This window comes from Halosimplex pelagicum (assembly GCF_013415905.1).
In the GTDB taxonomy this organism is placed as follows: domain Archaea; phylum Halobacteriota; class Halobacteria; order Halobacteriales; family Haloarculaceae; genus Halosimplex; species Halosimplex pelagicum.
In genome coordinates this window covers 1,662,683-1,689,291 of sequence record NZ_CP058909.1, presented here as the reverse complement: position 1 = coordinate 1,689,291, position 26,609 = coordinate 1,662,683, and the positions used below count along the sequence as shown (strand labels likewise).

Genomic DNA, 26,609 nt, shown 5'->3' with positions numbered 1-26,609 from the left:
CCGCTAGAAGAGCCCGACGCCGACCGCGTAGGGCCACGCCTGCCCGCCGAGCGCGAGGAAGCCGAGCGCGCCGCCCGCCAGCGCGACGTTCTTCAGGAAGCCGGTCATCTCGTCCTGGGTCTGGTCCTCGGGCACCGCCCAGAAGTCGTGCATCGTCACGGCCGAGACCAACAGGAAGGTCGCCAGGGCGCCGGCCGCGAGAACGGGCGCGACGCCGAGGGCGACGCCGACCCCGCCGAGGACGAGCGTCACGCCCGAGGCGATCACCGAGAACCGCGGCGCCGGGATCCCCTTCATCTCGGCGTAGCCGGCCATCCCCTCGACGCCCGAGAAGTGGTTGATCCCCATGAACGCGAGGACGCCGCCGAACAGCAGGCGAGCGACCAGGAAGACCGCCTCGCCCGCCGCCGACTCGACGACCATCAGGCAGTCACCCCGGTTCGGGCCGCGGCGTGGTCGTCGTCTGTGCTGTCGTCCGTGCCGTCGTCGTGAACGCGTGCCTCTGACATCGACAGCACGTAGATCCCCCACACAAATATATGTTATCTGACATTGGTGTCACCGGGAGACGCCGGTGTTACCGGGCGATAGCGAGGTCGGCGCGAGCGGCCCGCGGCGGCAGCCGGAAATCAGGTGTCTCGGTGATACCGGGTTCGTGAACGAACTACCTAAGTAGGTGGGCGGAGTACGAGGGAACATATGGCGACCGACGCGAACTCCGAAGCGGCGAACCCCGAGGCCTGTCCGGTAGTCGACTCCCTCGAACAGATCGGCTCGCAGTGGCGGCTGGTCGTGCTGTACGACCTCCAGGAGGGCGAGAAGCGGTTCAACGAGCTCAAACGCTCGACCGGCGCGAGCTCGCGCACGCTCTCGCGCGTGCTCGACGACCTGCAGGAACTCGACCTGGTCGACCGCCGGCTCGAAGAGGACGCCCCCGTGGCGACGTTCTACTCGCTGACCGCGAAGGGCGAATCGCTCTGTCCGGTCTTCGACGCCATCGAGGGGTGGGCCGACGAGTGGCTCGGCGAGGACGCCGACGAGGCTGAGGCGATGGCGGCCGTCGAGGCCGTCGCCGGCGAGTGACGCCGCGACCGCGAACCGCGTCGTCCCGCGTTCAGTCCTCGACCGGCCGGAGCCGGACGGACGTGCCGCGGTAGTCCTCGAGGTAGCCCCCCGAGGCGCCGACGCTAACGGTTCCCTCGTCGGTGTCGAGGACGAACCCGTTCTCCAGCGTGAACTGGTTGGTCGCGGGGTCGACCAGCGCCTGGCGCACGTCGTTGACGCGCCCGACGACGCGCTCGCCGGATTCGGTCTCGACCGCTGCGCGCAGGTCGGTCCCCATCCGTCGGTGACGGACTGCGGTGAAGGTCGCCGTGCGGAACCACTCGAAGGTCGCCGGTAGCTCGACCGGGTCGGCGACGTGGACCTCCCAGGGGAACGGCCAGTAGGCGCCGAGGAACGTGGCGATGACCGCGCCGGTCAGTCCCCACTCGGACACCCAGACGACGCCCTCTTCGAAGTACGCGCCGTCGAACACCTCGGGGCTGCCGATCATCGCCCGCTCGTCGTCGACGGCGTAGGCGAACGCCATCTCGTCGCCCCAGCAGCGCACGACCGTCGCGAGCCCCGCGTAGCGCTCGGCCGCCGCGTCGATGTTCTCGACCTCGCCGACCAGCAGGAGCACGAGCGCCCCCCGCTCGCGGGCCGCGCGCAGTTCGTCCTCGATCTCCGGGACCACGTCCGCCGGCACCGAGACCAGCACCTCCGACTCGGCGCTCTCGATGTCCTCGCGCAGGTTCTTGAGCGCCTTCCGCCGGGATTTCGCCATCTCGATCTCCGAGGTCCGGGGCCGGGTCTCGGTGAACCGCTCCTCCAGGGCGGGGGTCATCGCGTCGATGCGCTCGGAGATGTCGGCCATCGCCTCCCGCGGCGGGAGCGCGCGGATCGTCGTCGGCGAGACGTGGTCGTTGACCCGGACGAGCCCCCGCCCTTCGAGGCGCTCGACGATGTTGTACACCGACCGCTGGGTGACGCCCGCCTCGTCGGCGACGGCGCTGGTCGTCGCCTCGCCCAGTTCCAGCAGCGCGAAGTACGTGTTGATCTCGTTGTCCGAGAGCCCGAACACCCGCAACTGTTCGCGCAGTGCCGCGTCGTCGGAGTCCATTTGTATCGACCTCTCACTCGCGAGTAATCCGTGTGTTGTTCGGCGGAAGCCGCCCCGGCGACCGCGAGGGTGGGAGCGACGCCGCGTCGCGGCCGCCGGAAACCTCGTGACAAGGAGTTTCGGACCGGTCGCCCGACCGGACGCCGGGCCCGGCGACGACGGGACCGTTACATGTCTATCCCTCCTCCGGCCGTTCGAACTCGGTGTCGTAGCTGGCCTGTGCGATCCCGCCGAGCACGAGCACGTTCTCGATGCCGAAGGAATGCTCGTAGTCGAACGCCCGCGCCGAGGGGCCCGGCCAGTCGAAGTCGCGGACGTTGCCGAACGACCCCTGCATGTACTGGTGGAACGGGAAATGGGGGACGTAGAAGTTGTAGTACTTCGCGCAGGTGCGGTAGAGCTGCTGGCGCTCGGCCTCGCTGTTGCCCGGCTGGCGGATCGCGTTGACGGTCTCGACGAGGTTGACCTCGCTCGCGTTGTCCAGATCGGGGGCCTTCCCGGCCTCGTCGGGCGCCTCGAAGGCGCCCGGCTCGTCGGGCACCTGCTGGACGATCGGTTTGCCCTGGGTGTCGACGGTGTCCTCGGGCTTGGCCTCGATCGGGTCGGGCGAGGTGGGGCTGCCGGCGACGAGCGTCTCGTCCCACCAGGCGCCCACGTCGTGGTAGTACTGGAAGACGTACGGGTCGCCGTGCCAGTACAGCGACGACTCGTAGTTCAGCCCGCCGTTGGGGTCGAGGTTGTTCGACCACGTCGACCACCCCTGCGTCGAGAGGTTGACGCCGAAGCCCCAGTTGGCGAGGTTCGCCCGGATCGTCTGGGCGGCCTGGATGTGTTCGGGGATCGTCGACGTGGCGAACAGGTCGATCGCGGCGGAGTTACCCGTCGGGTCGACCCACTGGCCGCCCTGCTTGCTGTACCCCGCGCGCTTCATGTACTCGGTGGCCCTCTCCGTGTTCGAGTCCCGCGAGTAGGTGTGCAGGCCGTCGAGGAACTCCTCGGAGAAGACCGCTTCCGACTGGGCGTCCAGCAGGAACGTGTCGTTCGCGAGCGGCTGGGCGCCGCCCTGGCCCCAGCCGTTGGCGGAGACGGCGTTCCAGTCGACCGCTTCGACCAGCGCGCGCCGCACCCAGAGGTTCTGGAGGTGCGGGTTGTTCCAGTTGAACTTCCACATGTCCCCGCCGGTCGCGCGCAGCCACCGCGTGAACTCCTGCATGTAGTCGGGCAGCACCTCGCGGTTCAGCGACGCGCCGGGCGAGACGTCCCCGACGTTCACGTCCAGTACGCCCTCGGTCTTCAGCGTCTGGGCGCGGTCGCCCTCCGCCCAGTAGATGGCGAGCTTGTCGACGTTGGTGTGGCCGGCGTTGGGATGGTCGGGGTCGAGCCGGAGGATCATCCGCTCGGAGCCCACGTCGTCCATCGACTTCAGCCGGTAGGGGCCGGACCCGGCGAGGTACTCGTCTGTCCCGCCCGACAGGGCGATGCGGTCGAGCGAGACGCGGTCGCTCTTCAGCTCGTCGGTCACCGACGTCGCCCGGTCGCGCGAGCCCGCGTCGCGGTACTGCTCCAGATACGGCTCCGTGAACGACGGATGCAGCGGCGGGTCGCCGTCGACCGGCCCCGCGTTCGTCTCCAGGATGTTCCGCGCCGTCGGGTCCGGCTCCTGCTCGGGGACCGACCCCTTGTCGGTCCACTGGTGGAGCGTCCACTGGTCCTCGGCGCGCTGGTTGAACGTCGCGTCCTCGGTGAACTTGTTCCCGGCCTGGAAGAACTCGACGTGGTTGTGTTTCTCGCGGGCGACCGCGTCGTGGGCGTCACCCGACCAGTACGCCGAGCGGTCGTCGTGGTGGTCGTACCAGTCGTAGGGCGGCTCGACCTCCCACCCCTCGATCCACGTCATGACCTCGATCTCCTCGTGATCGGGCTTGTGCGGCGTGGGGATCGTCGTCCCGCTGTAGGAGAGGTTCGTCGTGTGGACGTTCCGGAGCCCGTGGAGGTCCGACATCCACAGGTCGCCGGCGGTGTTGTCCTGGGGCGTCCACGGGTTCCAGTCGAACACGTCCGGCGAGTTCGCGTGGGCGTAGGCGATCGTGTCGACGACCGGCTCGCGGTCGGTCGCCGTCGCCGCCGCCGTGTTCTCCGCCCCGTCGGCCACCGTGTTCTCGGACTCGATCGGTTCCACCGTGTCGTCGCTCGACCCGAGCGGTGTCGCCGTCGACCCGCTCTCGCTCGGACAGCCGGCCAGCCCCGCCGCACCCAGCCCCGCGATCACCTGCGCGTACCGACGACGCGAGACCCCGCTCGTCGACTCGCCGTCCGCCTCGTTACCCTCGTGATTAACTACCATGATCCGTGCCCTACTGTGGCCCACCCCTTGAAATAATTTCTGGTGGAAAAACTTCTTCACTATATTTTCAGCCAGCTCGTTCGGCCGTTCGGGCCTGTAAAACGGTGATTCCGCTCACCGAGTCTCGGCTACGGCGATCGCGAACGAGCGATCGGCGGCCCGTGAGACCGTTCGTTCGGGGCGACCAGTTCGACAGTCCGGGAGCGATTCGATATCGCGGTATGTGCTTTATTGGCCGGTCGCGGCCGACGCGTCGGGCTTTTCCCTATCGACGGAGTACGGGCGAGTAATGGTCCAGAACGTGGCATCCGTGATAGCCGACCTCGAACCCGAGGACTTCTATCTGCTCTCGGGGGTCGAACAGGGGATGCGCTTCTCGGAGTACGTCGACCGCGAGAAACTCCCGGAGTACACCCGCCTCTCCGCGGAGAACGTGGACTACCGGCTGGACCGCTGTGAGGACCGCGGGCTGGTCGAGCGCAAGACCATCCAGTACGAGGGGTTCAAGCTCACCTTCGAGGGGTACGACGCGCTCGCGTTGCACACCTTCGCCGAGCGGGAGACCTTCGACGGCGTCGGCGCGCCCCTGGGCGTCGGCAAGGAGAGCGACGTGTACGAGGTGCGCTCCTATCGCCCGCTCGCGCTGAAGTACCACCGCGAGGGCTACACCAACTTCCGCGAAGTGATGAAAGAGCGCGACTACACCTCCGACCGGGACCACGTCTCCTGGCAGTACACCGCGCGCAAGGCCGCCGAGCGCGAGTACGACGCCCTCGAATCGCTGTACCCCGACGTGTCCGTCCCCCAGCCGGTCGATCACAACCGTCACGCCCTCGTCATGGAGAAGGTCGACGGCGTCGAGCTCTCCCGGACGAAGCTCACCGACGCGCAGGTGATCCCCGTCATGGAACTGATCCTCGCGGAGATGGCGACCGCCTACGCCGAGGGGTACGTCCACGCCGACATGAGCGAGTACAACGTCTTCGTCACCGAGGAAGGCGTCGTCGTCTTCGACTGGCCCCAGGCCGTCCCCACCGACCACGAGAACGCCCGCGAACTCCTCGAACGCGACGTAGAGAATCTGGTGGGGTACTTCGCCCGCAAGTACCCCAGCCACGTCGACGAGATCGACGTGTCCGCCCTCGCCGGAGCGCTCGCCGACGATTCGTTCGAGTCGGTCGCCGAGTTCGCCGAGTAGGTCCCGTTTTCGGCCGATCTGTAGTTTTCTGTCCGACAGATCCCGACAGAACCCCGTTAGCACCTCGAACGCATAAATCACATATCGCGATATCAAATTCTCACTCGGTGGCCTCCGGTAACCCACAGAATTCGACGATACGGAGCCTCTCGGACGGTATCTCGGTTTGCGAGCGAAAACAGATGGGCGCGAACGCTCGGACCGACTCGGTCCCGGCCTCAGCCGAGGACGTATTCCAGGCGGGGGTAGCGCTCGACCAGCGCCTCGCCGCCGACCTCGTAGCGTTCGATCAGCGCGTCCAGCCCGAGGATGCGGCCGGCGCCGAAGGCGGCGACGGCGAGGAACACGAGCATGTAGGCGAAGTCGCCGTTGATGAGCCCGTGTTCGACGCTCCAGTTCCCGAAGTAGAACATGAGCATCATGAGCGCGCCGAACAGGGCCGCGAGGCGGACCAGCGCACCGACGAGCAGGCCCAGCCCGATGAGGACCTCGCCCCACGGGACGGCGACGTTCGCGAACGCGACGAACCAGTCGGTCGTCCCCATCCAGACGAACATCGCTTCCAGCGGGTTGCCGTTCGTCCCCGCCGCGTGGACCAGGTAGCCCTGGGCGGAGAACCCGCCTTCGAGCACCTTCGTCGCGCCCGAGTACAGGAACGCGTAGCCCATCATCAGCCGCAGCGCCAGCACGAACCACGCCGACAGGCTGTGGGCCTTGCCGTGGACCGTGATGCCGCCGATTCTGCTCTCGAACTCGTTGACGCCGGGGGTGGTCGTTGCCATAGTGGTGACCTCTATCTGTAGAGACGCCGGTTCGGAGTATATACCCGACAGGCTGTTCTCTCCGACCGAGAACCGTTCCCGGCGAGTGAGAAACTTGCGCCCGCGAAACGGACGGTTCGTCCGCCCCGGGCACGAGAGACGGGGCGACGGCGGCGCTACTCCAGTCGGAGGCCGCCGATCCGCAGCGTGCTACTCCCGCCCTGCCAGAAGTTGAGCCGCAGCGACAGCGACGAGGAAGTCCGGTCGACGCCCGCCGACTCCATGTCGACCCGCACCTCGGAGAACGAAGTGTCGATCGCGTCGTCGGTCACGTCGGCGAGCATCCCGCTCGCGCCGCCCATACTGAAGCCGATCTCCGACGCCTCGCCCCCGTTCGCGCCGGCGACCGAGAGGACGAGCGTCGCGTAGCTCGACACGTCCCGGTTGATCTGCTCCTGGTACCAGCCGCCGTCGTCGTACTCCAGCACGAGCGCGCCGTCGGAGACCTCGCCGGACCCGTTGGCGAAGGAGCCGGCGCCACACCACTGGCCGAGGTCGTTGCGGTTGGCCGACCATGCGGGGTCGCCGTCGTAGTCGTTGACCACGAGGGCATCGCTCGCCGGCGTGTCGATGGGCGTACTCGGCGCGTCTGTCGGTGTCGGCGTCGACGTGGGACCGCTGGGCGTCGGCGTGTCGGTGGGTGTGGCCGTCGGCGTCGCGGTCGGCGTGGCCGTCGGCGTCGCGGTCGGCGTCGCCGTGTCCGTCGGCGTGTCGTCGTCGGTGCCGGTATCCACCTCGCCGGCGGGCACGTCGTCGTCGCGGTGTACGGCGAGTTCGTCCTTCCAGAACTCGCCGTACGCCTTGACCGACCAGTCGTGGTCGAGCATCGCTGGCCGCCACTTGCTGTCGAAACACCAGACCTGCCAGTGGACGTCGTAGTTCGCGAAGAACTCGACGAACTCCTGACCCTCGTCGTCGGCGGTCCCGGTGATGTAGTCGGCGCCGTGCTCCCCCCACCCGAACTCGGTCACGAACACGGGCACCTCCTCGGCCGGTTCGCCGAAGTACTTCGAGAGCGGCCGGAGGTTCTGGTGACCGTAGACGTGCCCGGTGTAGGCGAGGTTGTCGCCGTCGAACTCGTTGCGCGGCGCCTGGTAGGTCCACTGGCTCCACCGGGGCGACCCGATCAGGATCAGGTTCTGCGGGGCGTGCTCGCGGATGGTGTCGACCCACGGCTGGGCCGCCTCCTTCCAGGTGTTCCACGTCTGGATGGCCTCGTCGTCGTCCGGCGCTACGTCGACGTTGGGCTCGTAGTGGCCCTGATAGGGGTGGATCGGCTCGTTGTACACCTCGAAGAGGACGTTCGAGTCCTCGGCGAACTCCGGGGCCACCGTCTCCCAGAACATCGTGAGCTCCTCGTCGATGCCCTCGCTGTCGTAGGCGTGTTCGTCGTCCTGCCCGCGGTGGCGGTGGTAGTCGACGATGCAGTAGACGTTCCGCTCGGCGCAGGTGTCGACGGCCGGGCGGAGGTGGTTCTCGACGTAGCTCTCCAGCTGAGATTGGGAGAATCCAGGGACCGGCGGGATGCCGCCGGTGTCGTGACCGCCCACGTCGGTGGGCTGGATCGGGAGGCGCACGATCCGCGAGTACCACCCCTCGTCGGCGTTCGTGGCGCGCGCGATGGTCTCGTCGGCGTCCGGGCGGAACTCCTTGGCGTTCATCCGCTTGGCGTCGGGGACGTTCACCCCCCGCAGGATCACCTCGTTGTCGCTGGGGTCGCGGATCAGGTTGCCGTCGCGGTGGAGCCAGGGCGTCGGGATGCCGTCGGCGGCGGCGCTGCCGGTGATGCCCAGCCCGAGCGCCGTCGCGGCGCCCGCGCCCCCGGCCGCCCGCAGGAAGTTCCGCCGGGAGACGGCGTCGACCCGGCGGACGATCCCGTCGGCGTGGCCGCCCGAGGAGTCGCCAGCGCGGTCACCGGCGGTGTCGCCCGTTCGGCCCTCGGCGGTCTGGTCGCCGGTCGCTGCGTCGGTTCGGTCGGCTGTCGATGCGTCGGTCCGTTCGCTGGTGTGGTCGTGTGTCATCTGAGGACGGAGCGGGATCCGCGGCGCGGCGCCGCCGTCAGGGGCGACGACGCCGCGGTCGCGGGCGGGGTCGTGGAACGGTCGCGGTCGACTCGGGAACGGTCCCGATCGGTTCCGGAGCGTTCGCGGTCAGTTCGGGACGCGGTACGTCAGGTCGATGGCGTCGATGATCGGGTCGTTGCGGTTCAGGTTCGTCTCCAGTTCGACGTGCAGCGAGTCGAGCATCGTGTCGACGAGGTCCTGGCGATCGCTACTGCTCGACCACGCGCTGCCGTCGCGGGGCGTCCCGATCTCCATGGCGACGCTCTGGCCCGGGTAGATCGTCCGCATGTGGTACGGTTCGTCGTGGTTGGCCAGCCGGACGGCGTAGACGGCCAGCTCGTCGTAGTCGGGGTGGTTCACCTCGATCACGTCGCGCTGGGGGTGGCCCAGCGACGCGCTCGGGCGGTGCGGGTTGTTCCAGTGGCCGTCCGAGAGGTTCGAGGCGTCGCCCGACGGGCCGAGCCACCAGATGACGGCGGCGTCCTGGAAGTACGGCACCTCGCTGGTGTTCGTGAGCTTGATGTACTGGTTCATGTAGCCCCCGCCGGTCTCGTGGATGCGGATCTCCGCCTCCATCGGCGCGTTGGCGGTGAAGCCGTCGCCGCCGAGGGACTCGCCCGTCACCGGGTGGACCTTCTCGGCGGCGGCGTCTAACACCGGGTTCGTCTCGTCGTTGTAGAAGGAGTCGGAGATGCTCCCGGAACTCGCCCACTCGCGGCTGTCGTCGTACTCGGGCTGGTCGTGAGCGCGGTCGCGCACGCGGACCTCCATCGGCTGGTAGGTCCGGGCGTCGGTCGGCCAGCGGTCCTGGACGAACTGGTCGGGGTCGTTCGTCGCGGCCGTCGGCCCCGCGGTCTCGTCCCAGACGGCCGACGGCTCGTCGTGGACGCCGGGGTCCTCCTCCTCGTCGGGCAGCAGCGCCAGCCGCGGCAGCAGTTTCACCGTCGCGTGCGCGGGGAAGTCGTTCTCGGCGAGCTGTTTGACGTACGGCAGCGCCTGCGTGCCGAGCTGGCCGAGCGTCAGCGAGCCGTCGCCGACGTTGTTCTCGACGGCGCTCACGTCGTAGCCGAACTCCTCGGCCTTCTCGGTGTCCGTCCACTCCTGGAGCTTCGAGCCCGTCTCGCCGGGCAGGTAGTCGGTGAAGCTACGCGGCACGTAGTAGGGGTCGTCGAAGCCCTCGTACAGCTCCGCGACCGTCGTGTCCTCGGTGATCTCCGAGGCCGCCGGCAGCGAGTCGGGCTCGGGCGGCCGGTCGGGGAACGGCACGTCCCAGGTACTCCCGCCGTCGTCGGGGGCGTCCGTCGGCGTGTCGTCGTCGGGTTCGTCGGTAGGCGTGTCGTCGTCCGGCGTATCGGTCGGCGTGGGCGTCTCGTCGTCCGGCGTGTCCGTCGGCGTCGGGTCCATCGGCGTCGGCGTCGCCGTCGCGGTCGAGGGCGGCGCCTCGCCGTCGCTCGTGAACGCGATCCGGTCGATCTCGACGGCGCCCGAGGCGCCCTGCCAGAAGTTCATCCGCACGGCCTTCGGGTTCTCCGGGTCCCCGCCCGCCGCCGAGAGGTCGACCGACACCGTCGACCACTCCGTCCCGATGGCGTCGTCGGTGAGGTTCGAGAGCAGGTCCCTGGCGCCCCCCACGTCGACCAGGAAGTCGCTCTCCTCGCCGCCGGAGTCCCCCCGGACTCGCATCGTCAGCCGGTCGCGGTCGGCGACCGACTGGCGGACGTTGCTCGCGAACCAGCCGGCGTTGTCGTACTCCAGCCGGAGCGCGCCGTCGGCGACCTCCCCGCTCCCGTCGCCGTTGGCGAAACTCCCCGCGCCGGCCCAGTTGCCCAGGTCGTTCGACCCGGGATAGGTCCCCCCGTCGAAGTCGTGGACGACCAGCGCGGACTCCTGGCCCACCACTGTCGAGGCCAGGCCCAGGCTTCCGAATGCGATACCCCCCTTCAGTACGGTTCGTCTGTCGACCATTGCAAACTACATATCGGAACGATAGTTGTTAAAGTTAACGAATAGAGAAATAATTTTTGCAAAACGCTAACGGTGCCGGGTCGAACGGACCCGACGGCGGGCGGGCCGCGCCGCGCGGCGCGACCCGGAACGCGTGGATTTGGGGCGTGGAAACCCCGGGGAACGGGAGCGGGGGACAGCGCGCCTACTCCAGTCGCACCTCCTCGATCTCGAGGGTGCTACTGCCGCCCTGCCAGAAGTTCAGTCGCACCGAGGGCGACGACCGGTCGATCCCGGCCGCTTCCATGTCGACGCGTACGTCCGTCGCGCTCGTGCCGATCGAGTCGTCGGTCACGTCGGCGAGCATCGTCCGCACGCCGCCCATGTCGAACAGCACCTCCGATTCCTCGCCGCCCGAGGCGCCGCTCACGCGGATCACGAGGTCGTCGTAGTCGCTCACGTCGCGGTTGATCTGGCTCTGGAACCAGCCGCCGTCGTCGTACTCCAGCACCAGCGCGCCGCCCGTCTCCTCGCCGCCGCCGTTCTCGAAGGAGCCGGCGCCGCACCACTGCCCGAGGTCGTTGCGGTGGCTGGCCCAGCCCGGATCGCCGTCGTAGTCGTCGACGACCAGCGCGTCCGCCGCCGGCGTGTCCGTCGGCGTATCGGGCTCGTCCGTCGGGGTCGGCGTGTCCGGCTCGTCCGTCGGAGTGGGCGTCTCCGGCTCGTCTGTGGGCGTGCTCGGTTCGTCCGTCGGGGTCGGCGTGTTCGGCTCGTCTGTGGGCGAGTCCGTCGCGGTCCCGCCGTCGCCGAGCTTCTCGTAGACGACCGGGAAGTAGTCGCTCGTCGCGTAGCTGTCGGCCGAGCAGTCGTCGCCCCAGTAGGGGTCGGCCATGTTCATCGGGTCGTTCGAGCCGTCGCCGTTCCAGGCCCAGCCGATCACCGGCCAGCCCAGCTCGCTCGCGTAGTCGACGATGGCCGACCAGTCGGCGCCCGTCGAGTTGGCGTAGTTGCCGAACTCCCCGATCATGCAGGGGTAGCTCGTCTCGTCGAGCACGTCCAGATCCTCGGGGACGAGGTTCTGGCCGGTCGTCGCGTTCCAGGCGCTGGGGTAGACGTGCGCCGAGAGGATCAGGTCGTCGTCGTCGATCATCTCGACGGCGTCGGCCAGCCGATAGGTGCCCTGTCCCCAGCCGGGCGCGTCGCAGACGATCGGCCCCGAGTAGCTCGTCTCCGAGCGGACGGTGCCGATCGCCTCGTCGTACGCCGACGCGTACTCGTCGGCGGTCACCTGGTGGTTGCCCCACTCGTTCATCATGTTGACCGTGATGTCGGTGTCGGCCGAGAGCGTCTCGTAGTGCTCGGCCCAGAACTCGGCGGCGTTCTGGAGCGCCGCGGCGTCGGCCGACCCGTTGTCGGGGTAGTGGTGGTACGTGGCGATCACGTTCAGGCCGTGGGCGGCGGCCTCGTCGATCCAGCGCTTGGCGTCCTCGACGGTCGTCGCGACCTCGCCGAAGGAGAACGGTTCGATCTCGATCCGGACCGTCTCGATGTCCGGGTACTCGCTCATCAGGTCGTAGCCCAGGTCCTGGTCGCCGTCGCAGAAATAGGACGGCTGGAGGTTGACGCCGTCGCCGAAGGAGGCGCCGGCGGCCGTCGTCACCGCCGCGCCGAGCGTGCCGACCGCGCCCAGCGCGACCCCGCCACCGAGGCCGCGCAGGACCGTCCGCCGCCGCGTGCCGCCGGCCCCGCCGCTCGGGGCGTCGCCGCTACCGCCGGACCGACCGCGGTCGTCCGCGGAGTCGCGTCGCTGTTCGCCGTCCTGTGCCTGTCGTGGTGGGTCGTCGGAGTGCATGTGTCGTGTCTCGTCTGGAGTCGCGTCCCGCGTGGAGCGTCACCGGACGGCCCGTGTCGAGGTCGGCCGGCCAGACGCCGAGCCGGCCCCGCCGGTCGCGGCCGTCAGGAGACGGTGATCTCGACCGCGTCGGTGGTCGTCGCGCCCTCGTTGTTCGTCGCGGTCAGTTCGACCGTGTAGGTGCCCGCCGAGTCGTACGTCGTCTCGGCGTACCAGCCGCCGGCGGACTCGCCGTTGCCCAGACTCCAGGACAGCGAGTCGATCCAGTGCCCGGAGTCGGTGGTGTCCGTGACGCGGAAGGTGACCCGCTCGCCGACCGACGCCGCGGTCGCGCTCGGGTCGATCTCCGCGATCAGGTCGCCGCCGCTACCCGAGTCGCCGTCGGAGCCGTCAGAGCCATCGGAGCCGTCAGAACCGTCAGAACCGTCCGACCCGTCCGAATCGTCGTCGGACCCGTCACCCGAGTCGTCGCCGCTGCCGGGGCCGCCGAAGGCGATGCGGTCGATCTCGACGGCGCCCGAGGCGCCCTGCCAGAAGTTCAGCCGGACGGACTGGGGGTTCTCCAGGTCGGCGCCCATCGCGTCGAGGTCGACCGAGACGGTCGAGTAGCTCGTGCCGATGGCGTCGTCGGTGACGTTCGCGAGCACGTCGCTCGCGCCGCCGACCTGGACGGTGAAGTCGCTCTCCTCGCCGCCCGAGTCGCCGCGGACGCGGAGGTGCAGCGTCGGTCGGTCGGCGACCGACCGGGCGACGTTCGAGCCCATCCAGCCGGCGTTGTCGTACGCCAGCCGGAGCGCGCCGTCGGCGACCTCGCCGCTCCCGCCCCCGTTGGCGAAACTGCCGCCGTCGGCCCAGTTGCCCAGGTCGTTCGAGCCGGGATACGCCCCGCCGTCGAACTCGTGGACGACCAGCGCGTCGCCGGCCGGTTCGTCGGTCCCGTCGTCGCCGTCGTCGCCGGCGGCGGTCGTCGCCGACACCGTCGCGGCGTCGGACTCGTTGCCCGCGCCGTCGACCGCCGTGACGCCGATCTCGTAGGAGGTCTCCGCCGACAGCCCCTCGACCGTCGCCGTCGTCATCCCCGCACCGACCGTCTGGTCTTCGCTGCCGTCGACCCAGACGACGTACTCCGAGAGCCCCGAGGAGCCGTTGTCGGAGACGCCGTCCCAGGTGACGGTGACCGTCGAGTCGGTCGTCGACGACACCGAGAGGTTCTCCGGGACCGACGGCGGCTGAGTGTCCCCCGTCTCGCCGCCGTCGCCCTCGACGGTGACCGTGACCGTCGTCGTGCCCGAGGCGTTCGACACCGAGACCGTCTCGGTCGTCTCCGCGCTGTCGGTACTGACGGTGACCTCGTGGTCGCCGAGGTAGGCGGTCGTCGCGTAGGCGCCCGAGCCGTCGGTCGTCCCGCTGTCGTCGGTCCACCACTCGTCGTAGACCAGCCCGGTCCACACGTCGTAGGCCGGCTTCCGCGACCAGTCGTCGTAGAACAGCGGCGCTTCGCTCTCCCAGTGGCGGCCGTCCCAGAAGCCCCACATGATGAAGTCGTCGCAGCCGGGGTGGGAGAAGGCGCCCCGGAGATAGTTCTCCAGCATCTGAGCGCGCTCCTCGTCGTCCGCCCAGTCGTCGCCGTTGTAGGTGTCGAACTCGGTGATCTTCAGCCGCGCGCCGTGGTCGGCCCACTTGTTCATCTCGTCGGCGACGGTGGCGGCGTCGATGCGCCCGTCCGGGTCGTCGTTGCTGTTGAACTCGCCCTGCCGGGCGGCGACGTGGGCCTGCAGCCCGACCGTGTCGAGCTGGACGGCGTTGGAGTTGATGTGGTCGATCTCCGACTCGTAGCGGCTGTCGGTGTAGGCGTAGGGGAACTGGTTGAAGTCGTTGACCGCGATGCCCAGGTCGTAGCCGTTCTCGTCGATGACCGATTCGGCCTCGTCGTACCAGTCCGCCAGGAGTTGCGAGGTCCACGGGACGACCTCGCCGGTCCAGGGCTCCTCGGTGTCGATCTGGTCGCCGTAGACGCCGATCTGCATCTGGTAGGCGTGCATCGCCTCGTTGACGACCTCCCACTCGGTGAAGTCGTCGCCGTAGTGGGTGATGATCTCCTCGATGTGGGCCATCGACCGGTCGCGGATCGTCTCGGCGTCGTTGTTGTCGATGGCCGTGTTGATGTCCGACGGGATGGCGGCCACGTCCTCGCGACCCCACAGGCAGACGTGCCCGCGCATGTCCAGCCCCTGGTCGAGGATCCAGTCGGTGGCCTCGTCGGCCAGCCCCTGCTCGTTCTCGAAGAAGTCCCACTTGTGGCGGTTCTCCATCACCGCCTTGTTGAACAGCTCCGGGATGTACGTCCGGTAGTTGTCCCCCTCGCCGGACTGGTTGATCAGCGTGTCGGCGTTGACCGCCGTCCCGAAGCCGAAGTCGTGCTCCCGCTGGGAGACCGAGACCTCCGCGCCCGAGACCGCCGAGCCGTCGGGGTTCTCGACGACCACTTCGAGGTCGCCGGCCCGGTGTTCCTGGATGCGCTCGTCGACGGTCTTCGAGGTGTCGGCCGTCTCGGCGGCCGCCGTCCCGCTCGCCGCGCTACCGAGACCCGCCATCGCCGCCGCGGCCAGCGACGCCTTCAGGTAGTCCCGCCGGTCCATCGACGCCAGGGCCTCGGCGGCCTCGTCGTCGCGGACCTCGGGAGCGTCGCCCCCGTCCGAGGCCAGGCGTTCCGCGCCGGTCGTCTCGGCGTCCGCGACCTCGATGTCGTCGCCGTCGGCCGACGCGTCGGCGGCCGCGGTGTCTGTTCGTTCCGTCTCTCCCCTCTCGTGTGTGTCGTTCGTCATAGGTTCCGTGTGTGCCGTGGTGTGGTTCGCGCGCTATTCGAGCCGTATCTCCTCGATCGCGAGGACGCTGCTACCGCCCTGCCAGAAGTTGAGCCGCACCGAGAGATCCCCCACAGAGCGGTCGATGCCCGCCGATTCCAGGTCGACGCGCACCGCCCCCGTACTCGTGCCGACGGAGTCGTCGGTGACGTTGCCGAGCATGGTTCGGACGCCGCCCATGTCGAACAGGACCTCGGACTCCTCGCCGCCGTTCGCGCCGCTGACCTCGAACACCAGCGTCGAGTACTCCTCGACCGACCGGTTGATCTGCTCCTGGAACCAGCCGCCGTTGTCGTAGTCGAGTTCGAGCGCGCCGTCGACGACCTCGCCGCCGCCGTTCTCGAAGCTCCCGGCGCCGCACCACTGTCCGAGGTCGTTGCGGTGGCTCGACCACGACGGATCGCCGTCGTAGTCGTTGACCACCAGCGCGTCGACGGGCGTCTCGCCGTCGTCGTCCTCGCCGTCGTCGCTGGCGGCGGTCGTCGCGGTCACGGTCGCCGCCGCGGACTCGTTGCCGGCGCCGTCGACGGCGGCGACGCCGATCTCGTAGGCGGTGTCCGCCGACAGGTCCTCGACGGTGGCGGCCGTGGTGCCCGCCGGGACCGTCTGGTCCTCGCTGCCGTCGAGGGAAACGACGTAGTGGTCCAGCCCGCTCCCCCCATCGTCGGCGACGGCGTCCCACGACACCGAGACCGACGAACTCGACGTTCCCGTCACCGAGAGGTTCGCGGGCGCCGACGGCGCCTCCGTGTCGCCCCCGGCGGCGGTCGTCGCGGAGACGCTCGTCATCGCCGACTCGTTGCCCGCGCCGTCGACCGCCGACACGGCGACCTGATAGGCGGTCTCCGCCGACAGCTCCTCGACCGTCGCCGAGGTGGTCCCCGCGGCGACCGTCTGCTCCTGACTGCCGTCGACGTACAGGACGTAGTGATCCAGCCCGCTCCCGCCGGTGTCGGTGACGGCGTCCCACTCGACCGAGATCGAGGAGCTGGTCGTGCCGGTCACCGAGAGGTTCGCGGGCGCCGGCGGGGCGGTCGTGTCGCCGCTCCCGCTCGACTCGCCGAACTCGATCCAGTCGAAGTTCCAGGCGCCCGACTCGGCGGTGACCCGGACGACGTGCTCGCCCTCGGGCAGGTCCAGGTCGCCGACGCGGATCGTCTGCCAGTTCGACCAGCCGCCGGTCTGCCACACGTCCTGGGTCGCCAGCGTCTCGCCGTCGACGGAGACCCGGAGCGCCCCGCCGCCGCCCGACCCGGCCGAGACGTTGACCCGCGTCGTGCGCGCCCCCGCGGACTCGACCTGGACGGTGTACTCCAGCCACTCGCCGGTCGAGATGTAGCCGACGTTGTAGCCGGACTCCGCCGACGTGCCGATGTCGACGGCCGTGTCGCGGTAGGAGGCCCCGCCCTGGTTGGCGGCGGTGGTGTCGTAGTAGCTGATCCCCTGGCCGCCCTCGTCGAAGTCCTCGGCCTCGACGCGACCGGGCAGGGTGTGCGGGCCGTTGTACGGCGACTGCTGGGCGTCCCGGGCGATGGTCTCGGCGACCACGGTCGCCGGGTCGGACTCGTTGCCGGCGTCGTCCTCGGCGGTGACGACGAACTCGTAGGTCGTCCCCGGCGAGAGCCCGCCGACCGTCGTCGTGGTGGCGCCGGGCAGCGCCTCCTGGACCCGCTCGCCGTCCAGATAGACGGTGTAGTGCGACAGGCCGGCCTCGCCCTCGTCGGTCACGGCGTCCCACGAGAGGTCGACGCCGATCTCCGTCGCGTTCGAGACCGTCGGATTTCCGGGCGCCGGCGGCGCCGTCGAGTCGTCGACCGTGCTCGCCGGGACGCTGTCTCCCTTGGTCTCCGACAGCCAGGTCTTGATGTACCCGCCCATCTGGTCGTCGCCGGTCTTGAGCGTCCAGGACTCGGCCGCGCCCTCGCCCTGGGAATCGAAGAACGTCGGCGCCCACGAGTCGTCGAAACACCAGGAGATCCAGCCCATGTTGGCGTAGCCCTCCGCCCACTGGCGGAACGGCTCCCCCCAGCCGGAGGTGGTCCCCTGGTCGACGCTCCCTCCGTTGGGGTCCCAGCCGAACTCCGTGACGACGACCGGCACGTCGTTGGCCGGCTCGCCGTAGTACTGGTCGAACTCCGAGGGCGCGCCGTTGTCGGGGTAGATGTGCGCCGCGTAGATCAGGTTCTCCCCCTCGAAGGGGTACTCCGGCGCCATGTGGGTCACCGAGGTCCACCGCGGCGACCCGATGATGATGGGCGTCTCCGGCGCGTGCTCGCGCACGAGGTCGACCCACGGCTGGGCGGCGTCGCGCCAGGTCTGCCAGGCGCCCTCGTCGTCGCCGTACATCGTCGGCTGGGTCGGCTCGTTGAACAGCTCGTAGACGACGTGCTCGTCGTCGGCGAACTCCGGGGCGACCGCGCTCCAGAAGTTCGTCATCACGTCGTCGATGGGGTCGAGCGTGTCCTCGTTCTCGCTGTTGTACGTCTCCGTCGCTTCCTGGGTGTACGGCCGGATGAGGTGGAAGTCGACCAGCGCGTACACGTCGCGGGAGGCCAGGATCTCCACCGCCGGCCGGATGAACTCCGAGATCAGGGTGTCGATGCCGTAGTGGGCGACGTTGTCCTGGGTAAAGGGCAGGCGGACGACGTTGGGGTGCCAGCCCCGCTCGGTGTCGGTGGCCCACCGGAGCACCTCCTCGAAGGACTTGGGGTGGGTGCGCCGGTAGAACGCGGGGTCGGCTGTGGCCATCCCGCGTAGCTGCACCGCGTTGCCCTGCGGGTCGCGGATCCACTTGCCGTCGGTGTGCAGCCGCGGCGTCGGGACGCCCGCACTGGCGCGCCCGGACAGGACGGTCCCGCCGGCCGCCGCCGCGCCGATCGTTTTCAACGCTGTCCGCCTGGTCGCCGTCGCGGTGCCGTCGTCCGAGCGACCGTCGTCGGGTCGGTCGCCGCGGGCGTCGCACCGGTTCGCATCGGTCGTGGTGTGGTCGTCGTTCATCGTGATCACTCCAGTCGGATCGCCTCGATCTCCAGGGTGCTACTGCCGCCCTGCCAGAAGTTCAGCCGCAGCGACGGCGACGAGCGGTCGACGCCCGCCGACGCCAGGTCGACGCGCACCTCGCTCGTGGCCGTCCCGACCGAGTCGTCGGTGACGTCGGCGAGCATCGTACGGACGCCGCCCATGTCGAACAGCACGTCGGACTCCTCGCCGCCCGAGGCGCCGGCGACTTCCAGAACGAGGTCGTCGTAGTCGCTCACGTCGCGGTTGATCTGGCTCTGGAACCAGCCGCCGTCGTCGTACTCCAGCACGAGCGCGCCGCCCTCGACCTCGCCGCTGCCGTTCTCGAACGACCCGGCGCCGCACCACTCGCCGAGGTCGTTCCGGCTGGACGCCCACGCGGGGTCGCCGTCGTAGTCGTTCACGACGAGGGCGTCCGCGGGCGCCTCGCCGTCGCCGTTCCCGGGGTCGTCGGTCGGGGTGTCGGTGGGCGTGTCCGGTTCGTCCGTCGGCGTATCGGTCGGCGTGTCGGTGGGCGTGTCCGTCGGCGGCTGGGTAGGGGTAGGTGTGTCGGTGTCGCCGCCGTTGTCGGCCGACTCGCCGGAACCGCTGCTGTACGTCGTGCCGTTGACGGTCACGTCGAACGTCTCGTAGGTCGTCTCCCCGACCGATCCGGCCCAGTACTCGTTGCCGAGTTCGACGCCGGAGAGCCACAGGTCCTCGCTGACGCCGTGTTCGTCGGTCAGGTAGTCGACGATCGGCTGCAGGTCGATCTTCCCGCCGTCGTGGCCGCCCTGGACCCGGAAGATGTAGAACTCGGCGCTGGTGCCGCCGCCGGCGTAGGTGGTCCAGTGGTCGACCGTGTTGCCGTAGCGGTCGGTCCACAGGTCCGCGGCCTCGACTGCGCCGTGGTCGTGCTGGTCGTTCCAGTCCAGCAACAGCATGATCTCGTACCGGTGGGTCTCGGTCTCCTCGCTGACGGGTTCCTCCAGCAGCCACCACTCCTCGGCCCAGTCCCACTCGCCGCCGGACTCGGTGTAGTCGGCCTCGACGTCGATGACGAGCTCGTCGACGTTCCGCCGGCGCACCGGGAAGTCGGCGACGCCGGTGTCCGACCCCCAGGGCTTGGTGCCGACGAGTATCTGCGGGTAGTTGATCCCGCCGCCGGTGCCCGAGGCGTCGAAGTCGTAGCCGTAGCTGCCGTCCTCGTTGAGCCAGATGCACTGCTCGGCCGCCGAGTTGCCCCACTGGTTGTCGATCAGCGAGAACCCGTCGGCGACCTCGATGGCGCCGTAGTCGCTGGAGTCGCAGACCTCCTCGACTTTCGCCGCCGACGCCCGGTCGCCCAGGCCGACGGCGAGGCCGCCGGCGCCGAGGGCGGCGCCCGCCTTGAGGACGGTGCGCCTGCTCGCGGCGCGCGAGGGGGCGTCCGCCGCGGGGCGGTCGCTCGGTTCGGTCGTCTCGTCGCCGTCCGCCCCCGCGTCGGCGGCGCGGTCGTCGCTCGGTTCGGTCGTGTGGTCGTCTCGTGTCATGTGTCCGTGTGTGCCGCGGGGCCGTGCCCCGCCGTCGGTCGGTCCGTCAGCTGTGCTCCTCGGCCGTGGGGTCGACCGGGTCGGTCGTCACCCGTGCCGTCGCGGGGCGGGACTCGGTGCCCGCGCCGTCGACGGCGGTGACGCCGACCGAGTGGGTCGTCGCGGGCGCCAGGTTGGCGAGCGCGACGCGGGTTCGCCCCCGGTCGGCTTCGGCCCGCTTGGCCCCGTCGACGTAGACGTTGTAGTGGTCGGTCCTCGCCGGCGCCCCGGACCACGAGAGCGCGGCCGTGACGGCGGTGGTGCCGTCGACGGTCAGTCCGATGGGTGCGGCCCGCGCGACCGGCGCAGTACCCCCGGTACCGCGGTCGCGCGCTCCCCCGTCGTCCCCGTCGGCGTGCTCGTGTCGTTCCATAGCTGGTCCGCGTCGGCGTCCGGCGGTCGCCCCCCGGCGTCCGGACCGGCCCGGGCGCCGACGACCGCCGTGGTCGTCGGGTTACTCCAGGTGGATGCCGCTGATCCTGAGCGTGCTACTGCCGCCCTGCCAGAAGTTCAGTCGCACCGACGGCGACGAGCGGTCGACGCCCGCCGCCTCCATGTCGACGCGGACCTCGGTGACGCCCGTCCCGATGGAGTCGTCGGTGACGTTCGACAGCATCGTGCGGACGCCGCCCATGTCGAACAGGACCTCGGACTCCTCGCCGCCGTCGGCGCCGCGAATGGTGAACACGAGCGTCGAGTAGTCGCTCACGTCCTGGTTGATCTGCTCCTGGAACCAGCCGCCGTTGTCGTACTCCAGGGTCAGCTCGCCGGCGGACTCCTCGCCGCCGCCGTTCTCGAAGGAGCCGGCGCCACACCACTGGCCCAGGTCGTTGCGATGGGACGCCCAGCCGGGGTCGCCGTCGTAGTTGTCGACGGTCATCCCTTCCGTGGGCGTCTCGGGCGCGTCCGTCGGCGTCGGGGTGTCCGTCGGCGTCGGGGTGTTGGGCTCGTCCGTCGGCGTCGGCGTGCTCGGTTCGTCCGTCGGCGTCGGCGTGCTCGGCTCGTCGGTCGGCGTCGAAGTCGGCGTCGCCGTCGCCGTGTCGGTGTCGCTGTCGTCCGGATTCGGCAGGTCGTCGTTGCGGTGCTGTTCGAGGTAGTCCTGCCACCACTGGCCGGGGCGGGACTGGTAGTCGTGGATCTCCCAGGTCCCGTCCTGGCTGGAGTCGTGCTGGAAGAAGGCGGGCTCCCAGGTGTGGTCGAAGTTCCAGCAGATCGGGTGGACCGGGTACTCGTCGATGAACGACTCGAAGTCGTCGGCGTACTCGTCGGCCGTGCCCTCGAGGAAGCTGAAGTTGTCCTTGCCGCCGCCCTCGGCCCAGCCGAACTCGCTGAAGAAGACGGGGACCTCCTGGGCGGGCGTCCCGTAGTAGTCCGACAGCGGCCGGAGGCTGTCGTGGGTGTAGACGTGGCCGCTGTAACAGATGTCGTCGCCCTGGAACTCGTTCTGGGGCGCCCAGTAGGTGTACTGGCTCCAGCGGGGCGACCCGATGGTCAGGAGGTTGTCGGCGTGCTCGCGGACCGTGTCGATCCACGGCTGGGCGCGGTCGACCCACATGTCCCAGAACCGCTTGGACTCCTGGGCCATCACGTCGGTGTCCTGGCCGGCGTCCTCCCCGGCGTTGGGCTGGCGGGTGGGCGTCCCCCAGTCGCCGGCGTAGGGGCCGGTCGGCTCGTTGTACACGTCGTAGATGACGTGCGACCGGTTGCTGTAGCGGGGCGCGACGAAGTTCCAGTACATGTGCAGTTCGTCGTTCAGCTCGGACGCGTACTCCTCGGTGTACCCGTCGAGCTCGGAGGCCTGGTCCTCGGAGTTCCAGAGGACGCCGCGCTCGCCGCAGAACCCGAGGTCGTTGGGGAACGACTCGTTGCCGCACTGGTAGTCGCCGATGTCGGCCTCGTTCTGGGGCTGGTGGAAGATGGGGAAGTGGCGGTGATAGTCGATCATCACGTACAGCCCCTGCTCCTCGGCGGCGTCGACGATCGGGTCGACGTACGTCGAGAAGTACGTCTCCATGTCGGTCTCGTCGAACTGGCCGGGTAGCTGCGGCCCCCAGTCGTCGCCGTGGACCATCTCGAGGTCGTTCGTCGAACTGGCGATGTCCTGGGGCTGGGTCGGGAGTCGGATGATCCGGCTGTACCAGCCGCCCTCGTTGGAGTCATCGGTGTTGGTCGCCTTCTCGAAGACGCCCATGGAGTCCTTGCCGCGCCAGCTGCGGGCCAGCCGCGCGGGGTCGGCGATGTTGACCCCGCGGAGGATGACCTCGTTTCCGCTGGGGTCTTTGATCTTGTTACCGTCGCGGTGGAGCTGCGGGGTGTCGATCCCGACCGCGGCGACCGAGCCCGTCAGGGCCTGGGCGAAACCGGCCGTGACCGCGGCCGCCCCCGTCGCCTTCAGGACGTTCCGGCGGGAGAACCCGCCCGTCGAGTCGGAGGTCGATACGTCGTCGTTCGATGCCTGTGCGCCGTCGTGTGTGCCGTCGTCGCTCATTGGTGTGGTAGGGTGTGGGTTCGTTCGTCGGTCTATTCGAGTCGGATCTCGGAGAGTTCGAGCGTGCTGGCTCCCCCTTGCCAGAAGTTCAGTCGCACCGACGGCGACGACCGGTCGACGCCCGCCGATTCCAGATCGACGCGCACCGTCCCCGTGCTCGTGCCGATCGAGTCGTCGGTGACGTTCGAGAGCATCGTGCGGACGCCGCCCATGTCGAACAGGACTTCGGACTCCTCGCCCCCGTTCGCGCCGCTGACCTCGAAGACCAGCGTCGAGTAGCCCGAGACGTCCTGGTTGACCTGCTCCTGGAACCAGCCGCCGTTGTCGTACTTCAGCACGAGCGCGCCGTCAGAGACCTCACCGGCGCCGTTCTCGAAGGAGCCGGCGCCGCACCACTGCCCGAGGTCGTTGCGGTGGCTGGCCCAGCCGGGGTCCCCGTCGTAGTTGTTCACCACGAGGGCGTCCGCCGCGGGCGTGTCCGTCGGCGTGTCCGGCTCGTCGGTCGGTGTCTCCGGTTCGTCCGTCGGGGTGTCCGGTTCGTCCGTGGGAGTCTCCGGCTCGTCGGTCGGCGTATCGGGCTCGTCGGTAGGGGTGTTCGGTTCGTCCGTCGGGGTGGGCGTGTCCGTCGGCGGGGTCACGGTGCCCTCGCCGGGGATACCGTCGTTGCGGTACTGTTCGAGCCAGCTCTTGATGTCGTCGCCCATGGCGCCGCTGCCGGTGGTCAGCGACCACTCACACGGCAGGTCCGAGCAGGCCTCGGGGACCGTGCCGTTGTACGGGTCGCCGACGGAGTCGTCGGCGTTGTCGGCGAACGGCCGACTGAACATGACCGGGCGCCAGACGGGGTCGGCGCACCACGCCGTCCAGTGGATGGCGGGGCTCTTCTCGAGGAAGTCGTGGAAGGCGTCGCCGAACTCGTCGGTCCCCCCGATGTACTGGCCGGCGTTCTCCTCCCAGCCGAACTCCGTGACGAACAGCGGCGCCTGCTCGTAGACGCCGGCGACGCCCTCGCCGTTGCGGGAGGCGTCCTCCCAGTCCTGGGCGCGGCTGGAGTTGTGGCCGGGGTAGATGTGGTAGGTGTAGGCGATGTCCTCGCCGTCGAACTCCTCGACGAGCGCGCCCTCGGGGCTCTGAGTCCAGGAAGGCGACCCCATCAGGATCAGGTTGTCGGCGTGGCTCCGGATCGTGTCGACCCACGGCTGGGCCATCTCCAGCCAGAGCTGCCAGACGTCGGCGACCCACTGCGTGTCGGTCGGGTCCTCCCACATCCCGGGCTCGGTGGGTTCGTTGTACACCTCGTAGAGGACGTGCGAGTCGTCGCTGTACCGGGGCGCCACGATATCCCAGAACATGTCGACCTCGTCCTGCAGCTCGGCGTTGACCGGTCCGTCCTGGCCCTCCGCCCACTGCACGTCGCGGTGGCGGTGATAGTCGACGATGCAGTAGACGCCCCGCTCGGCGCAGCGCTGGACCACTTCGTCGAGGTGGTTGGTCAGGTAGCTCTCCAGCTGGCTCTCGGTGAACGCCGGAACGGGCGGGCCCGAGCCGGGCTCGTACTCGCCGATGTCGACGGGCTGGACCGGGACGCGGATCGTTCGCGGGTACCAGCCGTTGCTCGCGTCGGTGAGGCTGTCGATCACCTGGACGGCGTCTTTCCCCCGGGCCTGGGACGTGACGTTGATCCGCTTGGGGTCGGCGATGTTGACCCCGCGCAGCGTCACGACGTTGCCGTCCGGGTCCTTGATCAGGTTGCCGTCGCGATGCAACTGCGGGGTCGGGATGCCCGCCGACGCCGAGCCGACGGCGCCCGCGCCGACACCGAGCGCGACCGCTCCGGCCGCGGCCGTCCCTTTCAGGAAGGTGCGACGGGACGGTCCCCCTTCGTCCGCGCTCGGTCCGTTGGATTGCGATGCCTCTCGTCCCCCGTTCGAGGGTTGCTCATTGTTTGTCATCTCGACCTCCGATACACACCACTCGGTGTGTGAACCGTACATCGAACGACCGGTATAAAACGTTTTTCTAGCCCGAGAGATAATGAATTACTCGAATTCGAAATAACGTTCTAGGAGACCCAATTAAACCGAATTCAGGCAATAAGACGATACGAACGACTATGTAAGGATATAGGTATATCATGGTAAAATTCCGAACAGGTGCCGGATCTGACTCGAACGGTCGAACATGAGTTCGGTGTCGAGACGGGGTGGTTCCGGGCGTACTTTCCACTCCGCTATCGTTTATACAGCAGTTAATACAAGTATTTTACACCCGAATTCTATATTACTAAATTACACTATTCGATGATGTTTTACGGATCGGACAGACGCGAGACGGGAGCGGCCGGTCAGGTGAGCCACTCGACGCCGTCGACGGTGACGCGTTTGACCTCGAGGTCCTCGTGGAGCGCGCCCCAGCCGCCCACCGTGCAGCGGCCCTCGGGGGTCCAGAGGACGATCGTCGCCTGCCCGGAGAGGTCCGTCAGCGTCGGCCGCCGTCCGGTGCGCGCGGAGGCCGCGGAGTACCGGATGTCGGTGAGGACGCCCGAGACCGTCCGGTCGCGTCCGGAGTCGGGCTCCATCCCGCTGACCGTCACAGAGACGACGGCGTCGTCCCACCACAGCGGGTACGCGTCCCGGATGAACTCCTCCAGGCAGACGTACACCGCCGAACGCTCGCGACAGCGCGAGACCGTCTCCCAGTTCGCCCAGAGGCAGGTCTGGAAGTACCACCGGAAGATAAAGGGGATGATGTCGTCGTCGATGACGACGCCGTAGGGCTCGGGCATGCGCGTCGTCGGGGCGAGACACGCCTTCGTCCGGTCGACGAGCGCGCAGAACGGTCCCGGGATCGGTCGCTCGCGGATCTCGGTCACGGCGTCGCTGACCGGGTGGTCCGCGATCCCCACCTCCCCCGCCGGGACGACCGACGCGCGCACCACCACGTCCGACTCGAACGCCTCCGTCAGCGCGCTCTCGTAGGCGACCAGTTGCTCGTCGGTCAGCGCCAGGTCGACCGTCCAGTCGGCCTCGCGGATCAGCCCCTCGGCGTGGTCGACGACCGTGTCGACCCGCTTGGTCACGTTCATCTTGTTGTCCCCCAGCGGCGACGCCTCCCAGCGGTCCTCGATCTCCTCGGCGACCGCCGAGAGCCGGTCGCTCTTCTCGTGGAGGTCCTGGACGAACGCCGCGGGCTCCCTGGCCCGCGCGTGCAGCGTCTCCCGGTCGAGCGTCTCGGCGTACCCCATCTGCTCCAGCTCCGTCAGCACGTCGTAGATGCGCGGTACCGGGACCGAGCAGTTCCGGGCCACGTCCACGGCCGGCGATACCCCCATGTCCAGCAGCGTCAGATACGCGTCGGCCTGGTAGGAGGTCAACCCCGCGTCCTCGAGTCCACCCAGGATCTCGTCCCGTTCCATCGTGTTTAACGGGATATAATACACCAATATAATAATATTCGCATGACACCCATCGGCGAAGTGACACGCGGAGCGGTCGCGCCGTCACGAGTTCGGATCCCTTAAGGGTGCGAACGGGGAACTGGCGGGTAACTCGCTGGGCGGTCGGGCACCAGCGGGCGCCTGCCTGTGCAGGTCGGGATGTGATCTCCGGCGACGGGGATTGAACCACGCAACGCCCGGCGGTGAACACCCATGGCAAAGAGCTTCTACACCTACATCCGGGACGCCTGGAAGGACCCGGACGACGGCAAACTGGCGGAGTTGCAGTGGCAGCGAAAACAGGACTGGCGCGAGGAGGGCGCGCTCGAACGCATCGAGCGCCCGACCCGCCTCGACCGCGCGCGCTCGCTGGGCTACAAGGCCAAGCAGGGCGTCGTGGTCGTCCGCGCCTCGATCCGCAAGGGCGGCGCCCGCAAGCAGCGCTTCACGGCCGGTCGCCGCTCGAAGCGCCAGGGCGTCACGCGGATCACCCGCCGCAAGAACCTCCAGCGCGTCGCCGAGGAGCGAACCACCCGCGTCTACCCGAACCTCCGCGTGCTCAACTCCTATTCGGTCGGGCAGGACGGCAGCCAGAAGTGGTTCGAAGTGATCCTCGTCGACCCCGAACACCCCGCCATCGAGAACGACGACGACCTCTCGTGGATCTGTGAGGACCAGCACACCGACCGCGCGCTGCGCGGGCTGACCAGCGCCGGCCGCCGCAACCGCGGGCTGAACAACCGCGGCAAGGGCGCCGAGCGCACGCGCCCCAGCATCTCCAGCAACGAGAACCGCGGCCGGTAAACTCGGCGGTCGCAGCGACGTTTTTTCGCGTCCCCGACCGGACAGCGGTCGCTGTCGGGAACA

The 26,609-nt window shown here is 69.0% G+C and carries 17 protein-coding genes; 3 read left to right on the top strand and 14 right to left on the bottom strand.

The window, feature by feature from the left end; all coding sequences use genetic code 11:
- Positions 1 to 3: 3 nt before the first annotated feature.
- Positions 4 to 423, bottom strand: a complete 420-nt coding sequence (locus tag HZS54_RS08335; protein ID WP_179921814.1) for a DoxX family protein — start codon at positions 421 to 423, stop codon at positions 4 to 6.
- Positions 424 to 699: 276 nt separating this feature from the next.
- Between HZS54_RS08335 and HZS54_RS08330 the strand changes: the two genes are divergently transcribed.
- A complete protein-coding gene (locus HZS54_RS08330; protein ID WP_179921812.1) occupies positions 700 to 1,083 on the top strand; it encodes a winged helix-turn-helix transcriptional regulator in 384 nt (127 codons plus the stop codon).
- Positions 1,084 to 1,114: 31 nt separating this feature from the next.
- On the opposite strand, the gene HZS54_RS08325 is transcribed toward HZS54_RS08330, so the two are convergent.
- Both HZS54_RS08325 and HZS54_RS08320 read right to left on the bottom strand, forming a co-directional pair.
- Positions 1,115 to 2,164, bottom strand: coding sequence for a TrmB family transcriptional regulator (locus HZS54_RS08325; protein WP_179921810.1), 1,050 nt, complete (start codon positions 2,162 to 2,164; stop codon positions 1,115 to 1,117).
- Positions 2,165 to 2,339: 175 nt separating this feature from the next.
- A complete protein-coding gene (locus tag HZS54_RS08320) occupies positions 2,340 to 4,508 on the bottom strand; it encodes an ABC transporter substrate-binding protein (protein ID WP_179921808.1) in 2,169 nt (722 codons plus the stop codon).
- Positions 4,509 to 4,797: 289 nt separating this feature from the next.
- Here HZS54_RS08320 and HZS54_RS08315 point away from each other — a divergent pair, with 289 nt between their 5' ends.
- Positions 4,798 to 5,706 (top strand): serine/threonine-protein kinase RIO2, encoded by a 909-nt coding sequence (locus HZS54_RS08315; protein ID WP_179921806.1) that lies wholly within the window; start codon positions 4,798 to 4,800, stop codon positions 5,704 to 5,706.
- Between the two features lie 218 nt (positions 5,707 to 5,924).
- Here HZS54_RS08315 and HZS54_RS08310 read toward each other — a convergent pair whose 3' ends face one another.
- The 11 genes from HZS54_RS08310 to HZS54_RS08260 all read right to left on the bottom strand — a co-directional run bounded on the left by HZS54_RS08310 (position 5,925) and on the right by HZS54_RS08260 (position 25,721).
- Positions 5,925 to 6,488 (bottom strand): DoxX family protein, encoded by a 564-nt coding sequence (locus tag HZS54_RS08310; protein ID WP_179921804.1) that lies wholly within the window; start codon positions 6,486 to 6,488, stop codon positions 5,925 to 5,927.
- A gap of 155 nt (positions 6,489 to 6,643) precedes the next feature.
- The gene (locus tag HZS54_RS08305) at positions 6,644 to 8,548 is read right to left on the bottom strand and encodes a glycoside hydrolase family 5 protein (RefSeq protein WP_179921802.1); all 1,905 of its coding nucleotides are present in this window, start codon (positions 8,546 to 8,548) and stop codon (positions 6,644 to 6,646) included.
- Positions 8,549 to 8,677: 129 nt separating this feature from the next.
- Positions 8,678 to 10,555 carry a hypothetical protein gene (locus HZS54_RS08300; RefSeq protein ID WP_179921800.1) on the bottom strand — a complete coding sequence of 626 codons (1,878 nt, stop codon included), beginning with the start codon at positions 10,553 to 10,555 and terminating at the stop codon, positions 8,678 to 8,680.
- Between the two features lie 184 nt (positions 10,556 to 10,739).
- The gene (locus HZS54_RS08295) at positions 10,740 to 12,386 is read right to left on the bottom strand and encodes a cellulase family glycosylhydrolase (RefSeq protein ID WP_179921798.1); all 1,647 of its coding nucleotides are present in this window, start codon (positions 12,384 to 12,386) and stop codon (positions 10,740 to 10,742) included.
- A gap of 104 nt (positions 12,387 to 12,490) precedes the next feature.
- A complete protein-coding gene (locus HZS54_RS08290) occupies positions 12,491 to 15,211 on the bottom strand; it encodes an endo-1,4-beta-xylanase (protein ID WP_179921796.1) in 2,721 nt (906 codons plus the stop codon).
- A gap of 33 nt (positions 15,212 to 15,244) precedes the next feature.
- Entirely contained in the window at positions 15,245 to 18,247 is a 3,003-nt protein-coding gene (locus HZS54_RS08285; protein WP_179921794.1) for a fibronectin type III domain-containing protein, read from the bottom strand.
- 5 nt (positions 18,248 to 18,252) lie between these two features.
- A complete protein-coding gene (locus tag HZS54_RS08280; RefSeq protein ID WP_179921792.1) occupies positions 18,253 to 19,779 on the bottom strand; it encodes a GH12 family glycosyl hydrolase domain-containing protein in 1,527 nt (508 codons plus the stop codon).
- A gap of 46 nt (positions 19,780 to 19,825) precedes the next feature.
- On the bottom strand, positions 19,826 to 20,191 hold the full coding sequence (locus HZS54_RS08275; RefSeq protein WP_179921790.1) for a fibronectin type III domain-containing protein: 366 nt from the start codon (positions 20,189 to 20,191) through the stop codon (positions 19,826 to 19,828).
- 81 nt (positions 20,192 to 20,272) lie between these two features.
- Positions 20,273 to 22,306 (bottom strand): glycoside hydrolase family 5 protein, encoded by a 2,034-nt coding sequence (locus HZS54_RS08270; RefSeq protein ID WP_179921788.1) that lies wholly within the window; start codon positions 22,304 to 22,306, stop codon positions 20,273 to 20,275.
- A gap of 32 nt (positions 22,307 to 22,338) precedes the next feature.
- The gene (locus tag HZS54_RS08265; RefSeq protein ID WP_246391850.1) at positions 22,339 to 24,258 is read right to left on the bottom strand and encodes a glycoside hydrolase family 5 protein; all 1,920 of its coding nucleotides are present in this window, start codon (positions 24,256 to 24,258) and stop codon (positions 22,339 to 22,341) included.
- Positions 24,259 to 24,650: 392 nt separating this feature from the next.
- Complete coding sequence (locus HZS54_RS08260; RefSeq protein ID WP_179921786.1) at positions 24,651 to 25,721, bottom strand: TrmB family transcriptional regulator; 1,071 nt, start codon at positions 25,719 to 25,721, stop codon at positions 24,651 to 24,653.
- Between the two features lie 234 nt (positions 25,722 to 25,955).
- Between HZS54_RS08260 and HZS54_RS08255 the strand changes: the two genes are divergently transcribed.
- Complete coding sequence (locus HZS54_RS08255) at positions 25,956 to 26,546, top strand: 50S ribosomal protein L15e (protein WP_179921784.1); 591 nt, start codon at positions 25,956 to 25,958, stop codon at positions 26,544 to 26,546.
- Positions 26,547 to 26,609: the final 63 nt, after the last annotated feature.

Coding starts and splice junctions, on each gene's coding strand:
- HZS54_RS08320 (WP_179921808.1), bottom strand. CDS start 4,508: ATGGTAGTTAATCACGAGGGTAACGAGGCGGACGGCGAGTCGACGAGC.
- HZS54_RS08310 (WP_179921804.1), bottom strand. CDS start 6,488: ATGGCAACGACCACCCCCGGCGTCAACGAGTTCGAGAGCAGAATCGGC.
- HZS54_RS08315 (WP_179921806.1), top strand. CDS start 4,798: ATGGTCCAGAACGTGGCATCCGTGATAGCCGACCTCGAACCCGAGGAC.
- HZS54_RS08305 (WP_179921802.1), bottom strand. CDS start 8,548: ATGACACACGACCACACCAGCGAACGGACCGACGCATCGACAGCCGAC.
- HZS54_RS08255 (WP_179921784.1), top strand. CDS start 25,956: ATGGCAAAGAGCTTCTACACCTACATCCGGGACGCCTGGAAGGACCCG.
- HZS54_RS08335 (WP_179921814.1), bottom strand. CDS start 423: ATGGTCGTCGAGTCGGCGGCGGGCGAGGCGGTCTTCCTGGTCGCTCGC.
- HZS54_RS08325 (WP_179921810.1), bottom strand. CDS start 2,164: ATGGACTCCGACGACGCGGCACTGCGCGAACAGTTGCGGGTGTTCGGG.
- HZS54_RS08275 (WP_179921790.1), bottom strand. CDS start 20,191: ATGGAACGACACGAGCACGCCGACGGGGACGACGGGGGAGCGCGCGAC.
- HZS54_RS08270 (WP_179921788.1), bottom strand. CDS start 22,306: ATGAGCGACGACGGCACACACGACGGCGCACAGGCATCGAACGACGAC.
- HZS54_RS08330 (WP_179921812.1), top strand. CDS start 700: ATGGCGACCGACGCGAACTCCGAAGCGGCGAACCCCGAGGCCTGTCCG.
- HZS54_RS08280 (WP_179921792.1), bottom strand. CDS start 19,779: ATGACACGAGACGACCACACGACCGAACCGAGCGACGACCGCGCCGCC.
- HZS54_RS08300 (WP_179921800.1), bottom strand. CDS start 10,555: ATGGTCGACAGACGAACCGTACTGAAGGGGGGTATCGCATTCGGAAGC.
- HZS54_RS08285 (WP_179921794.1), bottom strand. CDS start 18,247: ATGAACGACGACCACACCACGACCGATGCGAACCGGTGCGACGCCCGC.
- HZS54_RS08260 (WP_179921786.1), bottom strand. CDS start 25,721: ATGGAACGGGACGAGATCCTGGGTGGACTCGAGGACGCGGGGTTGACC.
- HZS54_RS08265 (WP_246391850.1), bottom strand. CDS start 24,258: ATGACAAACAATGAGCAACCCTCGAACGGGGGACGAGAGGCATCGCAA.
- HZS54_RS08290 (WP_179921796.1), bottom strand. CDS start 15,211: ATGACGAACGACACACACGAGAGGGGAGAGACGGAACGAACAGACACC.
- HZS54_RS08295 (WP_179921798.1), bottom strand. CDS start 12,386: ATGCACTCCGACGACCCACCACGACAGGCACAGGACGGCGAACAGCGA.